The organism is Geotoga petraea (assembly GCF_900102615.1).
GTDB classification, from domain to species: Bacteria; Thermotogota; Thermotogae; order Petrotogales; family Petrotogaceae; genus Geotoga; species Geotoga petraea.
Genome location: NZ_FMYV01000003.1, coordinates 185,999 through 208,269, shown reverse-complemented (window position 1 = coordinate 208,269; position 22,271 = coordinate 185,999). Strand labels below are relative to the sequence as shown.

The following is a 22,271-nucleotide window of genomic DNA, read 5'->3' as shown; positions in this document are numbered from 1 at the left end:
AAAATATGAATGATTATTTATTCGATGAATTCAAAATGTTAAACTATATAAACGATCCTGTTTATATACATAAGGTTAATCCAAATACAAATATCCCTGGAAACTTTGTTTTTGTTAACAACGCAGCGGTTGGTAAAATGGGTTATTCTTTTGATGAATTCATGAATCTTTCTCCTACAGACATAGACGATACTTCCCGTATAGAAAATATTCCAAAAATCATAAAAAAATTAAAAGAAAACAAAGATGAAATTTTCGAAACAAAACACATCACAAAAACTGGTGAAAAATATGATGTTGAACTATCCTCTAAAATAATCCGCTTAAATAATGATCCAAACCTTTATATAATATCTGTTGCCAGAGACATAACCAAAAGAAAAAAACTTGAGTATGAATTAAATAAATTTAAAAAACTTGCGGATAATTCGACATCTGGAGTCTGTTTTTTAGATCTAAATGAAAAAATAGTTTATATAAACGATTATATGGCTGAAATACATGGATATACGCCAGATGAATTATTAGGCAAAAAATGGAAAACTTTACATTTTAAAGAAAATTATGATAAATTGGATAACTTAATTCAAAAACTATATGAAACAGGTTATCTGGAATCTATAAAGATGCCTCATAAAAAGAAATCTGGAGAAGCATTGTCTATTTTGTCCAACATTGTCTATATAAAAACTGACTTAGGCGCAATAATGGGAGTTACTTCAAGAGATTTATCTGATGAAGAAAAAATAATTCAAAATCTAATTGAAGCTAAGAATAAAGCAGTAGAAGCAAACAAAGCAAAAGAAATCTTTTTAGCTAATATAAACCACGAACTAAAAACTCCTTTAACTGGATTACTTGGCACTTTATCCATTTTGAAAGAAAGTGACTGCACAGAGCAAAACAAAAATTTCTTTGAGATGATGGAAAAATCTGCAAATACTTTAAAAGATTTAGTCAACAAGCTCCTATTATCCTCAGAAATAAAATTCAGTCATGTTAAGAAAAATTTTAGTTGGATTAGCTTTGAAAATATTTTTAATGAGTTAAAAACTAAATATAGCGAAGAGGCAAAAAATAAAAATCTTGTTTTTAAAGCTGAATCCCAGAATTTAGACAAGATCGTCAAAACAGACGTAATAATGGTTGAAGAAATTATTGAAAACTTACTAAATAATGCTTGTAAGTTTACTGAAAAAGGGTTTATAGAATTTAGTATGGTTCTAAAAAACAGAGTTTTAGAAATAATAGTTAAAGACTCTGGAGTAGGAATAGATGAAGAATATTTAAAAAATTTATTTAATGAATTTTCTCAACAAGATTTATCTTACACTAAAAAATATGAAGGATTAGGACTTGGACTTTTTTTAACAAAAAAATATATTAACATGCTCAAAGGTAATATATCTGTTGAGACCTCTACAAAAGGAACAAAATTCGTAGTTAAAATACCCGTAGAAATAAAAACTGAAGAAAACAAAAAAATTGATTTTAATAATAAAAAAATATTAATAACGGAAGATAACTCTATAAATCTTGAACTTATGAAAGAGTTTTTAAATGATGAAAATTTTTTAATAGATACAGCCGCTGATGGAGAAGAAGCATTCAAAAAATATGAACAAAATAAATATGATCTTCTTTTAATGGATATTCAGATAAAAAAAATAAACGGCCTGGAGGTTATTAAAAAAATTAGAAAAAAGGACGAATCAACTCCTATATTAGCTATTTCTGGTTTTACCAGACCAGAAGACAGGTTTAAATTTATTTTAGCTGGGGCAAATGATTTCCTACCAAAACCTTATACAAAAGAAGAGTTAATAAGCTTTATAAAAAAATTAATAAAATAACTTCAAGTGACAATACACAATAATACCTTCAAAGTAGCCAAGTAATTAATAAAAATTACAAAACTATTTTGAAGGTTTGTTACTTAATAAATAAACTTTTTTATATTATTATAAATAACTTATCAATTGATTAATAAATTTAATATAAAATATTAGTATAAATGAAAAAATGTAGGAGATGATTTTATTGTTGAGATTATATCTAACAAGACACGGCCAAACCCAGTCAAACCTTAACAAAATTATGCAAGGTTGGCACAATTCTGAATTAACTGAATTGGGGAAAAATCAAGCAAAAAAATTACATAAAAGAATTAAACACATAGACTTCGAAGAAGTATATAGCAGCCCCCTTAAAAGAGCTATAGATACAGCTAAAATAGTTTCTGGAAGAGAAAATATAAAAACTATAGATAATTTAAAAGAAATTGGATTGGGAGTATGGGAAAGTAGAACTCAAGAAGAAATTAAAAAAACTCACGCAGATCTTTTTGTTAATTTTTGGGAATATCCACATATTTTCAAAGCCGAAGAAGGAGAATCTTTTCATGATGTAAAAGAAAGAGCTAAAAAAGCAATAAATGTCATTATTTCAAAACATGATGAAGGAAACGTGTTAATAGTTACACATGCAGCCATATTGAATGTAATAATGCTTTTATTTAATAACAAAGATTTATCTCTTGTATGGCAACCTCCTGTTCAACAAAACACAGCTCTAAACATAGTTGAAGTTTATAACTCAAATAATTATAATGTAAGATTAGAAGGATGTACATATCATTTGGATAATATGTGAGCTAATGGCATATGTTTTTTGATGGCATATTTTTTTTGAAATAAATGTTAAAAGTATTATAATTGTTGTGAGAGTTGATTCATAATAAAAGGGGGCTAAAAAATGGATTTTCCAGTAAAAACAATTAAATTAAGTAACGGTGAAGAATTGGGTTATAGAATAAAAGAAGGTGGAGACAAAAAGTTATTATTGATTCATGGAAACATGACTTCTTCAAAACACTGGGATATATTGATGGAAAAGTTCGATAAAGATTACACTATTTACGCTGTAGATATGAGAGGATTTGGTGCATCAACTTACAAAACACCTGTTAACTCATTAAAAGATTTTTCAGATGATATTAATGAATTTATGGATAAAATGAATTTAACAAATGTAAATGTTGCTGGTTGGTCAACTGGTGGTGGAGTAGCTATGATTCTGGCTGCAGATCACCCTTCAAAAGTTAAAAAATTAATTCTTATTGAATCAGTAGGTACAAGAGGATATCCAATGTTTAAAAAGGACCAAACCGGAAATGCCATAGCTGGAGAATATTTAACTACAAAAGAAGAAATAGCAAGAGATCCCGTACAGGTTCTCCCATTACAAAAAGCATATGATAATAAAGACAAAGCAACTTTAAGAGCTATATGGGAAGCCACAATATACACACATAACAAACCCGATCCAGAAAAATACGATGAGTATTTAGACGACATGTTGACACAAAGAAATCTTGCAGATGTTGATTATTCATTAGTCCATTTTAATATAAGTGAAGAACACAATGGAATAGAGCAAGGAAACGGAAAAGCAAAAAGCATAGAGTGCCCTGTTTTAGTTCTTTGGGGTGAGAACGACCTCGTAGTTCCAGAACAAATGGCATTAGATATAAAGAAAGACATATTTTTGTTGTGGACATTCACCTTTAATAGATAACTTAGATCAGCTTTTAGATAATATGTACTCGTTTTTGAGAAAATAAAATCAAAAATTTAACTACCTTCTATTAAGAAGGTAGTTTTTTATTTACTTGTCAATTACTTACTCGTAAGTTATTAACTTTAGAGTTAGTAAAATACGGTATAATTGTTTGAGGTGATAATTATGTTTTTTAATCGTAAAAAAGAATTAAATTCTTTAAATGATTTATATTTAAAAAGAGGATTTCAATTTTTAGTAATGTACGGAAGAAGAAGGGTAGGGAAAACTTCTTTATTAAAAGAATTTTCTAAAAATAAAAATAGTATTTTCTTTGTTGCAGAAGAGTATAATGACAAGTTAGCTTTAGAAAAATTTTCAAATCAAATTTTAGAACATTTTAAAATGAATGATTATTTAGACTCGTTTACTAGTTGGGAAAAAGCCTTTAGATTCATAGGAGAAAAAGCCTTAAAAAATAAATTGGTTCTAATAATTGATGAATTCCCTTATATTGCAAATTCTAATAAAAGTCTTATTTCATTGCTTCAAAATTTAATTGATAATTTACTACAGAAAACTAATTTATTTTTAATTATATGCGGTTCTTCTATGAGCTTTATGGAAAAAGAAATTCTAAGCTACAAAAGTCCTCTTTTTGGAAGAAGAACATCTCAAATGGAAGTTAAACCTTTTGATATTTTTGAAAGTAGTTTATTTTCAAAAAGCTATTCTAATAAAGATAAAATAATTAATTATGGAATATTGGGAGGAACTCCGCAATACTTGAATAAATTTGATTATTCTATTTCTGTTAAAGAAAATATAGTTAATAATTTTATGAATAGAAACTCATATCTATTTGATGAACCAAAACATCTTTTAAAACAGGAACTAAGAGAACCTTCTTTATATAATTCAATAATAGAATCTATAGCTAATGGATATACAAAATTAAATGAAATTTCAACAAAGATAGGCGAGAAAAATGATAAAACAGCTAAGTATTTAAAAACATTAATAGATATTCATCTAGTAGAAAAAGAACTGCCTATTTTAGATAAAAAGACATCGAGAAAATCAATTTATAAATTAAAAGATAATATGTTTAAATTCTATTATAGGTTTATTTTTTCTAATTATTCTTTAATCGAACAAGAAATGTATGATTATGTTTTTGAAAAAAAAGTAGAACCTTTTTTAAACCAATATATGGGATTCGTTTTTGAAGATGTATCTATTCAATTTTTAACGAAATTAAACTTTCAAAAAAAATTACCTTTTGTTTTTGAGAAGATTGGTAGATGGTGGGGACATAATCCCGTAAGAAAAAGACAGGAGGAAATAGATATTTTAGCTTTTTCTAACAAATCTGCATTATTTGGAGAATGCAAGTGGTATGATAAAAAAGTTGGAGTTCAAACTTATGAGCAATTAAAAGATAAAAGCAATATTTTTGATTTTTCTGAAAAATATTTTGTTATTTTTTCTAAATCTGGTTTTGAAAGAAATTTATCAGAAATTTCTGAATCAAATGATAATTTATTACTTTTTGATTTAAATGATTTTTTCAAAGGATGATATATTAAAAAGGGGGGTAAAACTTATAATGAAAAAATTATTAGTAGTAACGATGGTATTGTTAACTTTCTTGATGGTATTTTCAATGGATTTTCCAGTAAAAACAATTAAATTAAGTAACGGTGAAGAATTGGGTTATAGAATAAAAGAAGGTGGAGACAAAAAGTTATTATTGATTCATGGAAACATGACTTCTTCAAAACACTGGGATATATTGATGGAAAAGTTCGATAAAGATTACACTATTTACGCTGTAGATATGAGAGGATTTGGTGCATCAACTTACAAAACACCTGTAAACTCACTAAAAGATTTTGAAGAAGACATAAATGAATTCATGGATAAAATGGATTTAACAAATGTAAATGTTGCTGGTTGGTCAACTGGTGGTGGAGTAGCTATGGTTCTGGCTGCAGATCACCCTTCAAAAGTTAAAAAACTAATTCTTATTGAATCAGTAGGTACAAGAGGATATCCAATGTTCAAAATAGACCAAGCAGGAAAACCTATTCCAGGTGAATTTTTAACTACAAAAGAAGAAATAGCAGTTCAAGTTTCACCTTTACAAAACGCTTATGATAATAAAGACAAAGAAACTTTAAAAGCTATATGGGAATCCTCAATATATACTCATAACAAACCCGATCCAGAAAAATACGATGAGTATTTAGACGACATGTTGACACAAAGAAATCTTACAGATGTTGATTACGCTTTAGTCCATTTTAATATAAGTGAAGAACACAATGGAATAGATCAAGGAAACGGAAAAGCAAAAAGCATAGATTGCCCTGTTTTAGTTCTTTGGGGTGAGAACGACCTCGTAGTTCCAGAACAAATGGCTCTAGATATCAAAAAAGACATTGGAGAAAATGCAGAATTAGTGTATCTCAAAAATTCTGGACATTCACCTTTAATAGATAACTTAGATCAGCTTTTAGATAATATGTACTCGTTTTTGAGAAAATAAATGATACCATTTAACTACCCTCTTAAAAGAGGGTAGTTTTTTATTTTTTATGTTTCGTCTATTTTAATTCCTTTTGGATTTTTTTGATAATAGTAATTGATTATATGTATATCAGCATCAAAAGCCATCTCTGGCATATCTTCTCCATAATTAAACCATTTAACCTGTGAAATGTCATCTCCTGCCTTAGCTTCTCCATTAATTACTGTAGCATGTAAAACTATCACCAAACTATGTAGATTCTTATTTAAAAAGTTGTGGGATACGTTTATTATTTTGTCTATCTTTATGTCCAAATTAGTTTCTTCTTTTACTTCTCTCTTTGCTGCAGTTAAAAAATCCTCTTTGAACTCTATAAATCCCCCTGGAAGAGCCCAATATCCGTTCTTTACATTTTCACTATTTCTTTTTCCAAGTAAATACTTTTCTCCATCTGTGATCAGGATGGCTGTGGCTGTTTGTGGGTTGACATAATTAACATATCCACAATTATCACATTTTTGAAAATCGTCGTCCCTTGGTGCTAATTTCTCCCCACAATTAGGGCAGTAATTCACTGTTCTATATTTGTTTATATTCTTATAATCGTAAAATATATTCTTATTTTTCATTTAATTTAAAAATCCACCTTTATTTTTTTATAAATTCAAAAACGTTTTGGCAAAGGTAAAGTATAATATCAAAGATGTAGTATCTACAATTGTTGTTATCAAAGGAGCAGCCATTATTGCAGGATCTAATTTAAGTTTTTGTGCAGCCATAGGAAGCATAGCTCCTATCATTTTCGCTATCACAACAGTAAAAAACAATGTCACGCCTACGACAAAAGCTATTGTAAAGCCAACTTGAGATATAAAGTAAATTCTTAAAAAATTCATTAAAGATAATGCAAAAGCTACTATCAAACTTACTTTGAACTCTTTTAATAAAACTTTCAACACATCTTTTAGTTGTATTTCATCTATAGCTAATCCTCTTATTACAAGAGTCGCAGCTTGCGATCCAGAATTTCCTCCAGTATCCATAAGCATTGGAATAAAAGAAGCTAAGATAGCTACAGAACTCAATACACTCTCTGCGTCTCTAATAACAATTTCAGTAAAAGTTGCTGAAACCATTAAAATTATAAGCCACATAATCCTTTTTCTTGCCAAAGTCCAAGTTTTTGCTTCCAAATAACCTTCTGCTAGAGGTTCGATAGCTGCCATTTTTTCAAAATCTTCTGTATTTTCTTCTTTAATAACATCTATAATATCATCTATAGTTATTACTCCAATCATTCTATCCTCTTTGTCTAACACAGGAATTATATTAAAATCATATTTACTCATTTTTTTCGCTACATCTTCTTGATCTTCATATGTTCGAGCTGTTATTAAATCTGTTTTGACCATTACATTCTTTACTTTTTCACTTTCATCAGACATTAGTAATTTTCTTAGAGAAATTATACCTTTTAACTTTCTATGTGGACTTAGAATATATGCGGTATATATTGATTCAACATTCTCAGCCACTTTTTTTATATGATCTAAAGATTCTTTCACAGTCCAATTTTGATTCAATCCTACATACTCTAAAGTCATTATTGTTCCAGCTGAAAAATCTGGATAATTTAAAAATTTATTAATCAACCCTCTTTTTTCTCTAGACGTATTTTTAATTATTTTTTTTACAACAGAAGCTGGCATTTCTTCAACTAAATCGACCATATCATCAAATTGTGATTCTCTTAAAATATGTTGAGTTTCAGAATCTGTAATCTTTTCAATAATCTTTTGTTGATAACCTTTATCCAAATAATAAAACACATCTACCGCTTTTTCTTTTGGTAAAAGTCTATAAATCATCAAGGCTTCAACTGATGGAAATTCTTGAATAAGTTCTGATATATTTACCACGTTCATCTGCATTAGTTCATTTTTTAATTCGCTAAAGTTTTTCTCCCTAATCAATTCCATTATTTTTTTACTGGTTGTTTTCAATATCACATTTTTTACCTCCTAAAAATCAGAAGATAAAAAACCATTTATAAAAGTGATTTTTATCTTCTTTATTCATTATTATCTTATAACTATCTGGTAAGTCTTCTTCCATAAAAATCACCTCTTTTATAATTTAGATTCTAAAAATCACCCCATAATTCTTCAAATATATTTCAAACAATTCTTCATTTTTTATGTTGTATTTGAACCTTTCTATAATAGATATTTGAAACACGTCTTCACTTGATCTTTTAATATTATCAAGAGTTTTTTCGTCTGTATCGTCATAATAATCAGTCATATAATTATCCGCACCATAAATTTCTATTCTGTTTCCCTGGTTTAACTCATTAAGCAGAGAAAGACTTTCTAATTTTATGCTCTCTTTTTTAATTGACCAGTAATAGTAAGTTATGCCAATAACATCAAAAACAATTGATGATTTATCCATCATCTCGATTTCAGGTATATGATATTTTTCTTCAAAATACTCTTTGTTCATGTAAAACCCATTCCTTGTTGAATATATAAGTTTGGAATAATAATTGTTTTTTTCTAAAAACTTGTGAAAAGTCTCAGCACTTTTATACAAATTGTTATAGAAATTATGAAACTCTACAATGTCTCTTGGCGTCATAGATCAAATAACCTTCTTGCATTGTATCTAAAAACATTTTCGAAATCTTCTTCAGAAAGGTTTTCATGTAAATATTCAAACATAGTTAAATATTTTTCGTATGTATTAGTTCCATCTATTATTGCATCAGTTCCAAACATAATTTTCTTACTCCCACATTTTTTTACTGCTTCCAAAACATTTTCTTTTGATACCCATGTAGTGTCTCCATACAAATTGTCTAACTTGGAAATATATTCGATAGCTTCTTGATTATCTGTCCCAAGGCCCATATGAACAGCAATAAAATTGACTTTTGGATTTTCTTTAGCAGTTTCGTATAAATACTTAACTTTTGAATTTTCATCTTCTGCTGTATGTACTGCAAAAGGAATATCTAATTCTTCTGCCAATTTGATATATGGCCTGTAGTTTTCTGTAGTGAATTTCATTTTAGAGTGGTAAGGATGCGCTTTTAACCCACAAAAAAATTTTTTGTTTTCAATTAAAAAATCTTTGATTTCATCCGAATATTTGTTGGTATTAGGTTTTATCCAAAATAAGCCTTTTAATTTTTCTGGATTTTCTTTTACAAGATCAAGAGTTTTTTTATTGACTTTTAATTGATCTTCGTCATTTTCAATTTTATCAAATTCATGTCCAAACTCTGCTCCTTCTATATTTGAAACAATTCCAAAATCAATACTATATTTTTTAAAAGCGTTTATTAAATCTATACCTTTTAAATCCCATTCCATAGCTTTTCCAAAATGAACATGAGAATCTATTACCATAATAAAACAACTCCTTTTTATGCTTTTAATCGTTATTAAAATTATAGCATGTTATATCAAAACAACTTTATATTTAGAAAAAAACTTATCTAAAACATTTTTAAAAACAATAAATAGATGCGATGAACTATTGAAAATTATTGTACAAAATTTATCTGAAAGAACGCTGGAAATGCGTTAAAAAAATTGTATGTCTGAGCTGCTTTTTGCGAGTTTACAATTTTTAGTATTTCCAAGTGATTGAAGATATTATTTTTTCAATAATTTGATCTAGTAAAGAGCTCTATTTATTATTTTCGATAATCTATAAATTTTGCAAAGCAAAATTAACTGACAAGTTGTCTCCATGCACTTCGTTTAGCCGACATGACATACGCAAAAGTTTTCGATAAAGTTTTTTCTTCCAACATCTATCTTTCAACCAAAATAGCAACTGCTATTTCAATTTTGTTATAATTATTTTAAAAGGAGTTGATTTTATGAAAGAAAAGCCAATAGAAGCTGCAAAAAAATTTGTTGAATATTATTTCCCAAAAGCACAAGCAGCAATGCTTGCTGGTAGCGTTGCCAGACAAGAATATAACGATAATTCTGATCTAAATATTATTGTAATTACCGATGAAGTTGATACACCATATAGACAAAGTTATGCTGAATTTGGATGGAATATTGAAGCTTTTGTTTTCAACAATAAAAACTATATGGATTTTTTCGAAAAAGATGCCAGACGAAAAAGGCCATCTCTCCCTAACATGATTTTAGAAAGTATTATTCTAAAAGATAATCAGATTATAAATATCATGAAAAAACAAGCAAAAAGTCTTTTGAAAAAAGGGCCAGAAGAATTAACCCTTGATGAAATTAGAGATTTTAGATACGAAATAACAAATCTTTTGGATGATTTTGAAGGTGAAGAAGATTACTTCAAAAATCTTTTTACTGTTTCAGAATTGATTGAAAAATTAAAACAGTTCACCCTTTTGGTAAATGGATATTGGGATTCAAAAGGTAAATACAATGCAAAAGCACTTAAAAATTTTGATGAACAAATTGCAGATATTTTTCTTATGGCTATGGAAGAATATTACAAAAATGAAAATAAAGATGTTTTAATATCACTCACCAACGATATTCTAAATATAAAAGGTGGGAAACTTTTTGAGGGTTATAGAAAGGGTTAATTCATTACTGAAATTTTTTTGATTTAATAATGATTTATCATTTACTTATCATTGACTTGATATAAACTTGTTATAGTTGAAATGTAAAAAAATATTTTATAATCATTAACAGGGAGGGATTTTTGTAGTGAAAAAATTATTGATAGTAACAATGGTATTACTTACTTTCTTAATGGTGTTTTCAAAAGAAACAGTTAGATTGGCAACAGGAAATTGGGCAGAAGGTATCGCTATGACAAACTTGGCAAAAGTGGTTCTTGAGGAAGAAATGGGGTACGAGGTCGATATTATCATTGCAGATAATGGCCCTATTTACCTTTCTTTGTCACAGGGAGATATTGATGCTTTCATGGATGCTTGGTTACCAGTAACTTCAAAAGCTTACATGGATAGATTCAAAGAAGATCTAACTGATTTAGGGTATAACTATAAAGGTGCAAAAATTGGTTTGGTAGTCCCAGCATATGTAAACATAAATTCAATAGAAGAGTTGAATACACACAAAGAAAAATTTGATTCAGAAATCATTGGGATTGAAGCTGGAGCAGCTATAGCTGGTAAAACTGAAATTGCAATAGAAGAGTACAATTTGGATTTTGAACAAATAACAAGCTCAGGCCCTGTTATGACAGCTTCTCTTGCAGATGCTATAGACAACAAAGAATGGATAGTTGTTACAGGTTGGGCTCCACATTGGAAATTTGCCAGATTTGACTTAAAATTTTTAGAAGATCCTAAAGGTGTTTATGGTAGAGAAGAATTCATTCACACTTTAGCGAGAAGAAACTTCATAATTGATATGCCCGAAGTCGCACAATTCTTGAACCACTTCTTTATGAATGACAAACAACTTGGCGAATTGATGGGTTATATTTCAGACAGTGGAAAACCAGAAGAATCTGCAAAAAAATGGAAAGAAGAAAATATGGATTTAATAAATAATTGGATACCAAACAAATAATATTAAAGGGCTGGAATTTTATCCAGCCCGATTTTTATTTTAATTTTATAACGTTTAAACCTAAAAATTATTATATAATATAGATATAATATATTTTTAAGGTGATAATATGGTCGATAAAATTTCAGCTCCTTGGAATTTGAAAGGGCGAGGTTATGTAATAATTTATAAATTTAATAAAGATTTTGTTAAAGATAATTGCTCTTTACCACCTTTTTTGAATTACCGTTTTAAAGGTGGTTTTGGTGCAATTATGATTATGGATTATTTTGAATCAAATGTGGGACCTTATCAGGAATTGCTTTTTATTCCAGGTAAGTTCATTTATAATAATAAAAAATACTACTCAATAACTAAAATATACGTTTCTTCAATGGAAAGTGTAGTTAACGGGAAAGAAAATTGGGGTATGCCAAAACAATTTGCTAATTTTAATTTTAACGATGATTTTTCAAAAATTTCTGTAGATATTGAAGGCATTAATATTTTAGATTTTAAAGCTAATTATAGGCACCTAAAATTCCCGTTATCCACCAAATTGGTACCTTTACCTCTTGTTCAAAGATATAATAAAAAAGATTATTATACAAAATTTTTCGGAAAAGGCAAAGCCAGGTTCGCAAAAGTAAAAAAACTAAAAATAAACCCTACTCTTTTTCCTAAAGTAGAAGATCAAAGAAGACTTTTTAGTCTTAGAATTGAAGATTTCAACATAACTTTTCCAAAAGCAGATTTACAATTTTAGAAAAATGATAAAACAACAATTAAAATAAGTATGCTTAGCACACTTATTTATTTCCAACCGTTTTTATTTAACTTATATTCTATCCATTCACCCTGAAAATTATGGTCTATTCCATCAGGGAGTACTATTGTGGTAAAATCCTTCAAAGATAAGTATATACCAAATCCTTTTTTTGTTTCATCTTTAAATTTTTTAAATGAAAAATATTTGCTTTCAATTCCTTGTGTTTCTCTTGATATTGAATAACTTGTGTTAATACTTTCCATAACTTTTTTAGCCTTTTCTACGTGTATTTCTCTTGGCCTGCCCCAATCATAAAGCCTGTAAGTCATATCAGAACTTTGTTGTATTTCTAAAAGAAAGCTATTTGGTCCTAATGTGTGAACTGTCCCAGCTGGAAGAAAAACACTATCAAATTTATTCATTTCGTAATCTTCAAGAACATCTTCCCAATTATTATCTTCTAAAGCTTTTTTCACACCTTCGTTATCATTACTTATTTTTATTTTCCCATTATTTTCTATGAAATACCAACACTCTGTTTTTCCCCATTTTTGATTTTCAACTTTTCTGGCAAATTCATCGTCTGGATGGACTTGAACAGAAAGCCATGAAGAAGTTCCTAACAATTTTAATAACAAAGGAATACCTGGAAAAATTTCAGATGGATACCCATATATTTTCCCAGTACTCATTCCGATTAATTCAGTTTCTCGATTTTTTACATCTGAATATAACCATACTTCACCTATTGAATTTTCATTACCTTTATCAAAAACATCATTTAATTTTCTGTTTCCCCACACTTTTTCAGAAAATATAGGTCTTGTTATTAGAGGTTCTTTAATCATACTGATTTCTCTCCTTTTGCTTTCTATATTGTTTATATTTTTCTTCAATCTCATTTATGATAACCATAATATCCTGATGGTAATATATATTTCCACCATTATAGTGAGAATAAGCATATTCTTCTGAAAACCTATCTTTCAAATAATAAAGATAAAGCATGGAAGACAAAAGTTGAGCATCTGGTCTCACTCTGACATTATCCCATATCCAAGGCAGTCCCAAAAAATTTATTTCATAAAATAGATCTTCATATTTGTTTTTCACAAACCAGTATGTTGGCTCTTGAACTTGAAAAAACCCCAACGAATCGTCTCCATCACCTTTTATATTTCTAAAATTAGTTTCTTTTTCTCCAATTGCAATCATCTCAAGTGGAGATATTTTTTTCGCTATATCTGGCCTTTTCTCATTTAGCATTTCAAAAACTTCTACAAAATCTGCTATAATCATATCGTTTAACCCATAATTATCCCTTAGATAGTGCTGAAAAAACTCTATCTTGTATTGATAATCCTTCCTTCTATTAATTTCATAAATCTCAAAAATCAAAAAAATTATAAAAAATAGTAGACAAGCTGTTATAATAAACTTGACTAATCTTTTTTTTAATAGATCATCCACTTAATTATCCCCCCAATAAAATTTTATCATATAGTATAATTAAACGAGTAAAAAAGTCATAGTTACAAAAAAATATTATAATATCCTTATACAAAATAAATTTAGAGAGGTTTGATATAAAAATGCTTTTAGATAATGTTGCTTTAGGAAGATATGTTGAAAAAGATTCATTAATGCATAATTTAGACCCAAGAGGAAAATTATTAGGTTTGTTTGTTTTAGCAGGCTTTGCTTTTTCTATAAACTCTATTTTTGATGTTTTTTTGATGACTTTATACACATTTACTTTGATGCTTGTTTCTAAATTACCGATAAGATATTATTTAAAGTCTTTAAAATCTATATGGTTTATTGTAGTATTTGCCTTTGTTATACAACTTTTTAATTCTATGGGTGAGGTTGTATTTGAGTTTGGATTTTTAAAAATCACAGACCAAGGACTTTTTAATGCTTCAATTATCACTTTTAGAATTTTATTTGCCATAATGCTCTCAAGTGTATTGACCTTGACAACATCGCCAACATCTTTAGCTCATGCAATGGAAGACGTTTTGAGATGGTTTTTTGTGCCAAAAAGCTTTGCACACGAACTCTCAATGGTAATGACAATAGCGATAAGATTCATTCCCGTTATGGCTTCAGAAGCTGACAGAATAATAAAAGCTCAAATGAGCAGGGGTGCAAAGTTTGACGATAGAAAACTTTCAGGCAAAATAAAAGGTGTGGTGTCAATAATAATCCCTCTATTAGTTTCAGCTTTGAGAAGGGCAGAAGAACTTAGTATAGCTATGGAAGCGAGAGGTTACTCTGGATATGAAGGAAGAACAAGATTTAAAACTTTTAATTGGAAATTCAAAGATTCCTTATTTACTGCTTCTTTTGTTTCTTTGGGAGTTATTGTAATTTTTATATAATTGTATAATTGTTCATATAAGTAGGTGATGTTATGAGAAAACTGTTTTTTATATCGATAATATTTTTATCATTTATTTTGACTTCTTGTATTTCCATAAAAAAAGATATAGATACACCTTTAATAACTAAGAGCATTTATGACGTTAATTTCTCACAATATATAGAATTTGATGTGGAAATAAAAAGTTATGAAATAGACGGAATAACCTATGAAATGGAAACACCTTCAAAATATATATATTTAAACAGAAATGTCATTAAAGGAAATGACTCCATTTTAATTAAATATATCGACGAGTATGGAAGAAGCTGGAAAGAAACTATATCAAAAGTATACCCTGAATTTCAAATGTTTTTGTGGGGTGGTGGTGACAATAATTTAACTACTGGTCCCAACTATTTAAAAAAAGATATAAATGAAATTAGAAACGCCCTCCAAAACTCAAACTCAGATATGGTTGTAAACGTAGTTGCGGATTTTTCAAATGATCCTGATACAATATACAATATTTATTCTATAGAAGGACATTACTACGAAACTCAGGAATCCCCATATTATTCTTCAGAAGGGGAAATTAATTCTGGAAATATCCAACTATTGGAAAATTATCTTTTTGAAATGATGAGTAGATCACAAGAAACTATAAAATACTTGGACATTTGGAATCATGGTGATGGTTGGTTAGGTGAACATGATTACAATACTGATTATGTACAAAAAAACATATCTATAGATGAAGGGAACTACAATTCATCTTTAAAAATAAAAGAAATAACTCAACTGCTGAAAAACTTTCAAATTGAATTTGATGATAAAATAGATGTTTTTGGTACAGATGCGTGTGACATGGCTTTTATAGAGATTATCTATGAATTTGCTGATGAGATAAACTATTACGCAGGTTCTGTAAATGAAGAACCAGGAGATGGCTGGGATTATACATTTTTAAAAGAATTTGATGGAAACTTAGAAAATCTTTTAAAAAAACAAGTTGAGTATTATGCGAGGTCTTATGAAAAAGGCCTAGATGATGATTTTTATTTTTATAATGATAAATATTATGCTATAACTTTTTCTGTTCTAAAAACCGATGGTTTAAGAGATTATATAAAAGATAATTTAACTGAAAACTTAAAAAATATTTTACTTGAAACTTCAGGCTCAATCTATATATCTCCATATGTTGCAAACTATAATAAACTTTTAGATTTAAACCTTGCTTTGACTGATTATGAAGACTTCAAAGAAAAATTTATAATTGAAAAAAGTGTTGAATCTGAAGAGCTTTTAATAGGTGAGTATAATTATCCTGTAGACTACTTATCTGGAATAGGTATTTCTTATAAAATAAAATCTTCTGTTTTATCTGATTATATGGAATTACAGTTTTATAATGATTTTATAGAAACTGGTTTATGGGATTTTGAAATTTACAACTAAAATTTTGGGTTATATTTGAAAGAAATATTAGGGGGGGAACAAATGATCGAAAAATTAAAACAAGAATTATTAGTTCCTGTGGCAAAATTTTTGAATGAATACAATTCAAAAAAAGAGCACAATGTTTTCTATCTTGAAAAAGATTACAGTGCTCTAATTAACCAACTACAAAATTTAGACGAAAACAACAGTTTTGTTTTAATCGACAAAAATAACATAGTTGGGTTTATTTCTGGGGAAAAAGATGAAGATAAAGGGACTATTCAATTGATAGGTCCAATAATTGATGAGATCTATTGGGGAAGAAAAAACGATAAATTGTTTACTACTTTTATGAAATCTATAAACAAAGAATATTACAAAAAGTTAAATATAAAATTTTATAAAGAAAACAAAAATCTAAAAAAATTCTGTAGCTCTAATAAATTTAAAATGAAAATATCCCAAAAAAAGATATATTTAGACAAAGATAAATTTGACGACCTCGAAGAAAAAGACTTTGAATATGTAAAGGAATACAAACCAAGCAACAACGAATCTTTCAATGACATAGACTTTGGAAATTACGATAAGGTATTTTATTACAAAAAAGATGATGAAATCATCGCTCATATTTCTTATAGAAAAAAAGGTAAGGCCGCTTATATAGAAAATTTTGAAGTTGAAGGCGATTTTAGAAACAGAAACATAAGAAAAAATCTTTTGATATATACAATAAAACACCTTTTTGAGAACACTAACACAGAAAGGGTATATTTGACAGTAAACGCTAAAAATCTAATTTCTCAAAACTTGTATCAAAAAATAGGTTTTGAAGATTCTGAGACCATTTTGTCTTATTATAAAAAATTAAATGGTTAATTAAAATTAAATTGATGCTTATAAATGATAGGCATCAATTTAATTTTATGATAGAATGGTAAGGGAAGTTAACCATATTTTATGAACGGGGGTAAAAAATGTTAAAAAGATTTATTGAATTCTATAAAAACCATATAAAACTATTTATTTTAGACATGTTCTCGGCTTTTTCACTTGCTGGACTCAGCCTTGTCTACCCAATGATTACAAGAAAGGTCATCAACGATGCTATACCAAATAAAGATTTGGGAATGATAATCTGGCTTTCAGTAATTCTATTGGGAGTTTATTTTTTGATGATGATTTTTCAATATATAGTTAATTATTGGGGGCATGTAATGGGTGTGAGAATGCAAGCTGATATGAGAAAAAACTTGTTTATCCATCTACAAAAGCTGGATTTTAACTATTACAGTAACACAAAAGTTGGGCATCTTATGTCACGTATTATAACGGACTTACAAGAAATAGCTGAAGTAGCCCATCATGGGCCAGAAGATTTATTCATTTCTTTAGTAAGAATAATAGGGGCTTTTATACTTTTGTTAACTATAAACGTACCACTAACTTTAATCACATTTTCAATTGTTCCTTTTATGTTCATTTATATGTATATATTTAACAATAAGTTAGAAGCAGCTTTCAGAGAAGCAAAAGAAAAAATTGCTGATGTAAACGCAAGAATAGAAGAATCATTATCTGGTATAAGGGTAGTAAAATCTTTTACCAATGAAGAACACGAAATAAAAGAATTCAACAAGGGGAATGAAAGATTTAAAGAAGCTAGATCAAAGGCTTTTAAACATCTGGGAGTTTTCTACTCTCAAACCAAATTTCTTTCAAATCTGGCAATAGTAATAATGCTTTTGGCTGGTGGTATCTTCGTATACAACGAACAAATAAATATTGGAGATTTCTTTGCTTACTCTTTGTTTGTTACCCAGTTTTTAGAACCTTTGAACATTTTACTTAGATTTGTTGAAATGTACCAACAAGGTGGAGCTGGGTTTAGAAGGTTTTTACAACTTATGGACATTGACCCTGAAGTTAAAGATAAACCAGATGCAATAGAAGCTGGGAAATTAGATGGTAACGTAAAATTTGAAAATGTTGGCTTTAGATACGAGGAAGGAGAAAAAGTCTTACACAATATCTCTTTATCTGTTAAAAAAGGTGAGACTGTAGCCATAGTAGGACCATCTGGAGCTGGTAAATCAACACTCTGTTCTTTAATACCAAGATTCTACGATGTGCCGGAAGGAAAAGTCTCTATAGATGGAACCGATGTTAGAGACTTCACTCTCTACTCTTTGAGAAACAACATTGGTGTAGTACAACAAGATGTCTTTCTTTTTTCGGGATCAATAAGGGACAATATAGCTTATGGAAAATTCAATGCAACTGATGAGGAAGTGATTAATGCTGCAAAAGCTGCAAACGCCCATGATTTTATAACAAAATTGGTCAATGGATACGATACAAACATAGGTGAGAAAGGAGTTAAACTTTCTGGTGGGCAAAAACAAAGAATTTCTATCGCCAGAATGTTTTTAAAAAATCCTCCTATACTTATTTTAGACGAAGCCACATCTTCTTTAGATAATTACAGTGAAATGATTATACAAGAATCAATAGAAAGATTATCGACAAATAGAACCACATTTATTATTGCCCATAGATTGGCAACAATAAGGCATGCCAAAAGAATCATTGTTCTCACAGATAAGGGGATTGTCGAGCAGGGAACTCATGAAGAGTTGATAAACAAAAAAGGTGCTTACTATTCATTGTATAACGCACAATTTGAGCCTTTATTGCTAAGTTAATATATTTTATACCAACGGAGAAAGCAAATATCTTTCTTCGTTTTTTATTTCTAAACGGATAATTTATTTTTTCTTAATATATTATCTGTTATAATATTAAATGCAAACAAGTTGCAAATACAAATAAATTGCATTTACGGAGGCCTAATATGAAAAAATTTTTGTTGATATCAATCATTTCAATCTTAGCTTTAACAAGTTTTACTGCTAAATTCACAGCTTCAATTTATCCTTATTACCTTGTGTTAAAAGAATTGAAGACCGATGAAGATCACTTAGATTTAATAATTCCAGAAGGGAAATCCCCTCATACATATTCTCTTATACCATCAGACGTTAAAAATATATATGAAAGTGATTTGCTGGTAGTAAATGGTTTGAATGCTGAAATATTCTTAGATAATTTATCCAGTGATAAAATCGATATTTTTTATGCTGGAGAAGTTGTATTACATGAACACTTTGAAAATTTTGAAGAAGACTACCCTCCCAAAAAATCAGAAACAAATGAACATGATCATGGAATTAACCCACATGTTTGGATCAATCCGGTTTTTATGTATAAGTATATTGTCCCTGAATTAACAGATAAAATGATAAAAGTCAACCCACAATCAAAAGAAGAATACATTCAAAATTCTAAAACACTTATATTAAAACTAAAAGCTATAGACCAAGATTTTAGAAAACATAAACTATCAGGATCTGTTTTTACATTCCACAACTCTTTTTCATACTACGCTGAAGAATATGGTATACAAATAGCGGGAGTTGTTCAAACTTCACCCGGAGAAAACCCTTCACCAAAAGAATTGGCAGAGCTCATAAATAAAGCAAAAGAAAATAACGTAAAGATTATTTTCGTTGAACCACAAATGTCAGATAGGGCTGCAAAAACAATTGCAGAAACTTTGAACATAGACATTGCAGTGATTGATCCTTTAGGTGATCCAAATACAGCTGAAACAATCATGGATTATTATAATAATATAAATTCTATATTCTTAGAATCTTTGAAAAAACAATAAATTATAAAGGAGTTTTATCATGCCTAACTTTGTAAAAAAAAGAGATATTTATATTCTAATAGTTATCTTTGCAATAGCTGGTATTTTTATGCTCTTCAATTCATTTTCAAAAGAAGGCATAACAGGAGCAGAGGTTTATTTAAAAGGTGAAAAAATAATGACCATAACAGAAGAAGGCACATATTCAGTTTACGATGAAAATGGAGTCTATCACCTGAAAGTTGTTTTTATGAATGGGACTGTAAAAGTTGTCGACACAGATGAAAAAAATCCTTTGAAAATAGTTGAACATATGGGGCCAACCAATAAATCTAATCAACAGCTAATAGCAATGCCAAACTCTATAGTTGTAAAACCAATTGGAGGAAAAGAATCAGAAGTGGACGTGATAGTTCAATGAGGTGTTTTTTATGAGAATGACAAAGGCAAGAAGAGACATTTTAAAAATATTTAATGAAAATGATAAGCCATTAAATGCAGAACAACTAAGCAAAATTCTCGAAGAAGATTACGATCTTTCGACTATATACAGAAATTTGAATTTTTTTGAGGAACAAGCTATTTTAAGGTCTATAGTGTTTTCTGACAAGATAAAATATTATTTCACATCAAAAGGTCACTACCATTTTGTTTATTGTACTAAATGTAAAAAATTTCAGAAAATAAACAAATGTTTTGAAGAAGAGTTCAAAAAACATATTAATAAAAAGTTAGACTTTGAAGTGAAATCGCATACTCTTTATTTTGAAGGATTATGCCACGATTGTAAAAATAGGAGAGATTATGATGAAGCAAATGATTAAAGTAGAAAATCTAAATTTTAAATCAGACAATAATCATATTTTAAAAGACATCAATTTTGATATATATAAAAAAGATTTTGTCGGAATAATAGGTCCAAATGGTGCTGGGAAATCTTCTCTTATAAAGTGTATTTTGGGTGAACTTGAATATACTGGAAAAATTACAATTAACGGAAAGGTAGGTTATATTCCTCAACATGATGACTTTGAAAAAGATTTTCCAATAACAGGTTCAGAAGTTGTATTAATGGGCCTATACAAAAATAAAAAGATTTTGAAAGGGTTTGATGATTTAGACAAAAAAAAAGTTAAAGAATTGTTAAACCTATTAGACATCGAGTACGTTTTCGATAGACAAGTTGGGAAATTATCTGGCGGTGAATACCAAAGGTTAATGCTTGCAAGAGCTGTTATATTTGATCCAGATATATTGGTTCTGGATGAACCAGAAGCTGGCATTGACAAAAAAGGCCAAGAATTGTTTTACAAAGTTTTAGAAAGATTACAAACTGAAAAAAACATGACCATAATTCTCGTGAGCCATGATCTATCAATGGTGTTTAAAAAGACGAACAGAGTTATGTGTCTGAACAAAACCCTTCATTGTCATAAAAGCACAAAAGAAATGACCGCTGAAGATCTCAAAATTTTATACCCCGATAGTTTGGAAATGCTTGTACATGTAGAAAACAAAGTGAAAGTTGTTGATAGAAATGATTGAGATACTGTCTTATCAATTTATGTTATACGCACTAATAGCATCAATTCTTTCGGGACTTTCTTGTTCCATTCTTTCGAACTACATCGTTTTGAGAAAGATGGAATTCATAAGTGATGGTGCAGCCCACACTGCTTTTGGAGGAATAGCCGTAGCGATTTTTTTTGGATGGAATATGAATTTAGTGAGTATTATAACAGGGATATTATTTGCTGTTTTTATTTATTTTGTAGGTAAAAAAGGTAAGATAAGTGAGAATTCCTTAATTGGAATGCTTTTTCCATTATCAATGGCATTGGGTGTAATTATTATGAACTTAAAACCGGGATATACTCCAGAGATAGAAAGTTATCTTTTTGGAGATATTTTGATGGTCAATCTAACGGATATCATCACTTTGGGAATAATTTTATTGTCGGTCATATTTTTTATAACAATTTTCAACAAAGAGCTAAAATATTTCAGCTACAATGAAAGAATGGCTAAAATTTACGGAGTACCAACTGAACTAATCAGATTTTTATTTTTAATAGCGGTTGCTCTTGTTGTTGTTACATCAGTAAAAATCATAGGAATAATTTTGGTTACTTCCATGCTTATAACCCCAGGAGTTATAGCAAAGCTTTGGGCAAAATCTATAAATCAAATGGTCATCATTAGTTCCATTTTCGGTTTACTAAGCTCGTTTTTGGGAATATACTTCTCCTATTACCTTGATATACCATCTGGGCCATCGATAGTTGTTTTACTATTCATATTTTTCTTGATAAACTACTTTCTTAAAAAATTGATAAAAGCATAAATTAAAGAGTAGA

Annotated in this window: 23 protein-coding genes; 17 read left to right on the top strand and 6 right to left on the bottom strand. The window is 28.8% G+C overall.

The genetic code is table 11. The annotated features are described in order from the left end of the window. The first annotated feature begins 5 nt into the window (after positions 1-5). The 5 genes from BLS00_RS04915 (at position 6) to phaZ (BLS00_RS04895) (ending at position 6,109) form a co-directional block, all read left to right on the top strand. Positions 6-1,853: a response regulator gene (locus BLS00_RS04915; RefSeq protein ID WP_091403281.1), complete on the top strand. Its 1,848-nt coding sequence runs from the start codon at positions 6-8 to the stop codon at positions 1,851-1,853. Positions 1,854-2,043: 190 nt separating this feature from the next. After that, positions 2,044-2,652 (top strand): histidine phosphatase family protein, encoded by a 609-nt coding sequence (locus tag BLS00_RS04910; RefSeq protein WP_167848922.1) that lies wholly within the window; start codon positions 2,044-2,046, stop codon positions 2,650-2,652. A 102-nt stretch (positions 2,653-2,754) separates the two neighbouring features. After that, positions 2,755-3,576: an intracellular short-chain-length polyhydroxyalkanoate depolymerase gene (phaZ, locus tag BLS00_RS04905; protein WP_218119795.1), complete on the top strand. Its 822-nt coding sequence runs from the start codon at positions 2,755-2,757 to the stop codon at positions 3,574-3,576. A gap of 168 nt (positions 3,577-3,744) precedes the next feature. Further along, positions 3,745-5,139, top strand: coding sequence for an ATP-binding protein (locus BLS00_RS04900; RefSeq protein ID WP_091403278.1), 1,395 nt, complete (start codon positions 3,745-3,747; stop codon positions 5,137-5,139). A gap of 28 nt (positions 5,140-5,167) precedes the next feature. Further along, entirely contained in the window at positions 5,168-6,109 is a 942-nt protein-coding gene (gene phaZ, locus BLS00_RS04895; protein WP_244885737.1) for an intracellular short-chain-length polyhydroxyalkanoate depolymerase, read from the top strand. A gap of 47 nt (positions 6,110-6,156) precedes the next feature. Here phaZ (BLS00_RS04895) and BLS00_RS04890 read toward each other — a convergent pair whose 3' ends face one another. From BLS00_RS04890 to BLS00_RS04875, 4 genes are all read right to left on the bottom strand, one after another. Next, entirely contained in the window at positions 6,157-6,720 is a 564-nt protein-coding gene (locus tag BLS00_RS04890) for an NUDIX domain-containing protein (RefSeq protein ID WP_091403276.1), read from the bottom strand. Between the two features lie 27 nt (positions 6,721-6,747). Next, positions 6,748-8,070, bottom strand: coding sequence for a magnesium transporter (mgtE, locus tag BLS00_RS04885; protein ID WP_091403368.1), 1,323 nt, complete (start codon positions 8,068-8,070; stop codon positions 6,748-6,750). A 157-nt stretch (positions 8,071-8,227) separates the two neighbouring features. Next, positions 8,228-8,731, bottom strand: a complete 504-nt coding sequence (locus BLS00_RS04880) for a hypothetical protein (protein WP_091403275.1) — start codon at positions 8,729-8,731, stop codon at positions 8,228-8,230. Next, positions 8,728-9,504: an amidohydrolase family protein gene (locus BLS00_RS04875; protein ID WP_091403273.1), complete on the bottom strand. Its 777-nt coding sequence runs from the start codon at positions 9,502-9,504 to the stop codon at positions 8,728-8,730. The genes BLS00_RS04880 and BLS00_RS04875 overlap by 4 nt, the downstream gene beginning before the upstream one ends. A 479-nt stretch (positions 9,505-9,983) precedes the next feature. Between BLS00_RS04875 and BLS00_RS04870 the strand changes: the two genes are divergently transcribed. The 3 genes from BLS00_RS04870 (at position 9,984) to BLS00_RS04860 (ending at position 12,391) form a co-directional block, all read left to right on the top strand. Beyond that, the gene (locus tag BLS00_RS04870; protein ID WP_091403271.1) at positions 9,984-10,685 is read left to right on the top strand and encodes a nucleotidyltransferase domain-containing protein; all 702 of its coding nucleotides are present in this window, start codon (positions 9,984-9,986) and stop codon (positions 10,683-10,685) included. A 127-nt stretch (positions 10,686-10,812) separates the two neighbouring features. Further along, positions 10,813-11,646, top strand: a complete 834-nt coding sequence (locus BLS00_RS04865) for a glycine betaine ABC transporter substrate-binding protein (protein WP_218119793.1) — start codon at positions 10,813-10,815, stop codon at positions 11,644-11,646. 109 nt (positions 11,647-11,755) lie between these two features. Further along, the gene (locus BLS00_RS04860; protein WP_091403270.1) at positions 11,756-12,391 is read left to right on the top strand and encodes an acetoacetate decarboxylase family protein; all 636 of its coding nucleotides are present in this window, start codon (positions 11,756-11,758) and stop codon (positions 12,389-12,391) included. A 47-nt stretch (positions 12,392-12,438) separates the two neighbouring features. Here BLS00_RS04860 and BLS00_RS04855 read toward each other — a convergent pair whose 3' ends face one another. Next, entirely contained in the window at positions 12,439-13,242 is an 804-nt protein-coding gene (locus BLS00_RS04855) for a type I phosphomannose isomerase catalytic subunit (RefSeq protein ID WP_091403268.1), read from the bottom strand. Next, positions 13,235-13,864, bottom strand: coding sequence for a hypothetical protein (locus BLS00_RS04850; protein WP_091403267.1), 630 nt, complete (start codon positions 13,862-13,864; stop codon positions 13,235-13,237). The genes BLS00_RS04855 and BLS00_RS04850 overlap by 8 nt, the downstream gene beginning before the upstream one ends. Positions 13,865-13,986: 122 nt before the next feature. Here BLS00_RS04850 and BLS00_RS04845 point away from each other — a divergent pair, with 122 nt between their 5' ends. From BLS00_RS04845 to BLS00_RS04805, 9 genes are all read left to right on the top strand, one after another. Next, on the top strand, positions 13,987-14,778 hold the full coding sequence (locus BLS00_RS04845) for an energy-coupling factor transporter transmembrane component T family protein (RefSeq protein ID WP_091403266.1): 792 nt from the start codon (positions 13,987-13,989) through the stop codon (positions 14,776-14,778). Between the two features lie 32 nt (positions 14,779-14,810). Beyond that, on the top strand, positions 14,811-16,220 hold the full coding sequence (locus tag BLS00_RS04840) for a clostripain-related cysteine peptidase (RefSeq protein ID WP_091403264.1): 1,410 nt from the start codon (positions 14,811-14,813) through the stop codon (positions 16,218-16,220). Positions 16,221-16,262: 42 nt separating this feature from the next. Further along, entirely contained in the window at positions 16,263-17,081 is an 819-nt protein-coding gene (locus tag BLS00_RS04835) for a GNAT family N-acetyltransferase (RefSeq protein WP_091403263.1), read from the top strand. 98 nt (positions 17,082-17,179) lie between these two features. Next, the gene (locus tag BLS00_RS04830) at positions 17,180-18,907 is read left to right on the top strand and encodes an ABC transporter ATP-binding protein (RefSeq protein ID WP_091403261.1); all 1,728 of its coding nucleotides are present in this window, start codon (positions 17,180-17,182) and stop codon (positions 18,905-18,907) included. A 149-nt stretch (positions 18,908-19,056) separates the two neighbouring features. Beyond that, entirely contained in the window at positions 19,057-19,935 is an 879-nt protein-coding gene (locus tag BLS00_RS04825) for a metal ABC transporter substrate-binding protein (RefSeq protein WP_091403260.1), read from the top strand. Positions 19,936-19,954: 19 nt separating this feature from the next. Beyond that, positions 19,955-20,335 carry a NusG domain II-containing protein gene (locus BLS00_RS04820; protein WP_091403258.1) on the top strand — a complete coding sequence of 127 codons (381 nt, stop codon included), beginning with the start codon at positions 19,955-19,957 and terminating at the stop codon, positions 20,333-20,335. A 10-nt stretch (positions 20,336-20,345) separates the two neighbouring features. Further along, positions 20,346-20,738, top strand: a complete 393-nt coding sequence (locus BLS00_RS04815; RefSeq protein WP_091403257.1) for a Fur family transcriptional regulator — start codon at positions 20,346-20,348, stop codon at positions 20,736-20,738. Then, positions 20,722-21,459, top strand: a complete 738-nt coding sequence (locus tag BLS00_RS04810; protein ID WP_240724307.1) for a metal ABC transporter ATP-binding protein — start codon at positions 20,722-20,724, stop codon at positions 21,457-21,459. The genes BLS00_RS04815 and BLS00_RS04810 overlap by 17 nt, the downstream gene beginning before the upstream one ends. 19 nt (positions 21,460-21,478) lie before the next feature. Then, positions 21,479-22,258, top strand: coding sequence for a metal ABC transporter permease (locus tag BLS00_RS04805; protein ID WP_244885736.1), 780 nt, complete (start codon positions 21,479-21,481; stop codon positions 22,256-22,258). The last annotated feature ends 13 nt before the right edge of the window (positions 22,259-22,271 follow it).

Excerpts from the sequence above, each read along its gene's own strand:
- BLS00_RS04830 (WP_091403261.1), top strand. The coding sequence starts at position 17,180 with ATGTTAAAAAGATTTATTGAATTCTATAAAAACCATATAAAACTATTT.
- BLS00_RS04845 (WP_091403266.1), top strand. The coding sequence starts at position 13,987 with ATGCTTTTAGATAATGTTGCTTTAGGAAGATATGTTGAAAAAGATTCA.
- BLS00_RS04900 (WP_091403278.1), top strand. The coding sequence starts at position 3,745 with ATGTTTTTTAATCGTAAAAAAGAATTAAATTCTTTAAATGATTTATAT.
- BLS00_RS04815 (WP_091403257.1), top strand. The coding sequence starts at position 20,346 with ATGAGAATGACAAAGGCAAGAAGAGACATTTTAAAAATATTTAATGAA.
- BLS00_RS04890 (WP_091403276.1), bottom strand. The coding sequence starts at position 6,720 with ATGAAAAATAAGAATATATTTTACGATTATAAGAATATAAACAAATAT.
- BLS00_RS04840 (WP_091403264.1), top strand. The coding sequence starts at position 14,811 with ATGAGAAAACTGTTTTTTATATCGATAATATTTTTATCATTTATTTTG.
- BLS00_RS04855 (WP_091403268.1), bottom strand. The coding sequence starts at position 13,242 with ATGATTAAAGAACCTCTAATAACAAGACCTATATTTTCTGAAAAAGTG.
- BLS00_RS04870 (WP_091403271.1), top strand. The coding sequence starts at position 9,984 with ATGAAAGAAAAGCCAATAGAAGCTGCAAAAAAATTTGTTGAATATTAT.
- BLS00_RS04880 (WP_091403275.1), bottom strand. The coding sequence starts at position 8,731 with ATGACGCCAAGAGACATTGTAGAGTTTCATAATTTCTATAACAATTTG.
- mgtE (WP_091403368.1), bottom strand. The coding sequence starts at position 8,070 with ATGGAATTGATTAGGGAGAAAAACTTTAGCGAATTAAAAAATGAACTA.
- BLS00_RS04915 (WP_091403281.1), top strand. The coding sequence starts at position 6 with ATGAATGATTATTTATTCGATGAATTCAAAATGTTAAACTATATAAAC.
- BLS00_RS04810 (WP_240724307.1), top strand. The coding sequence starts at position 20,722 with ATGAAGCAAATGATTAAAGTAGAAAATCTAAATTTTAAATCAGACAAT.
- phaZ (WP_218119795.1), top strand. The coding sequence starts at position 2,755 with ATGGATTTTCCAGTAAAAACAATTAAATTAAGTAACGGTGAAGAATTG.
- BLS00_RS04805 (WP_244885736.1), top strand. The coding sequence starts at position 21,479 with ATGTTATACGCACTAATAGCATCAATTCTTTCGGGACTTTCTTGTTCC.
- BLS00_RS04860 (WP_091403270.1), top strand. The coding sequence starts at position 11,756 with ATGGTCGATAAAATTTCAGCTCCTTGGAATTTGAAAGGGCGAGGTTAT.
- BLS00_RS04875 (WP_091403273.1), bottom strand. The coding sequence starts at position 9,504 with ATGGTAATAGATTCTCATGTTCATTTTGGAAAAGCTATGGAATGGGAT.
- BLS00_RS04820 (WP_091403258.1), top strand. The coding sequence starts at position 19,955 with ATGCCTAACTTTGTAAAAAAAAGAGATATTTATATTCTAATAGTTATC.
- BLS00_RS04825 (WP_091403260.1), top strand. The coding sequence starts at position 19,057 with ATGAAAAAATTTTTGTTGATATCAATCATTTCAATCTTAGCTTTAACA.
- BLS00_RS04835 (WP_091403263.1), top strand. The coding sequence starts at position 16,263 with ATGATCGAAAAATTAAAACAAGAATTATTAGTTCCTGTGGCAAAATTT.
- phaZ (WP_244885737.1), top strand. The coding sequence starts at position 5,168 with ATGAAAAAATTATTAGTAGTAACGATGGTATTGTTAACTTTCTTGATG.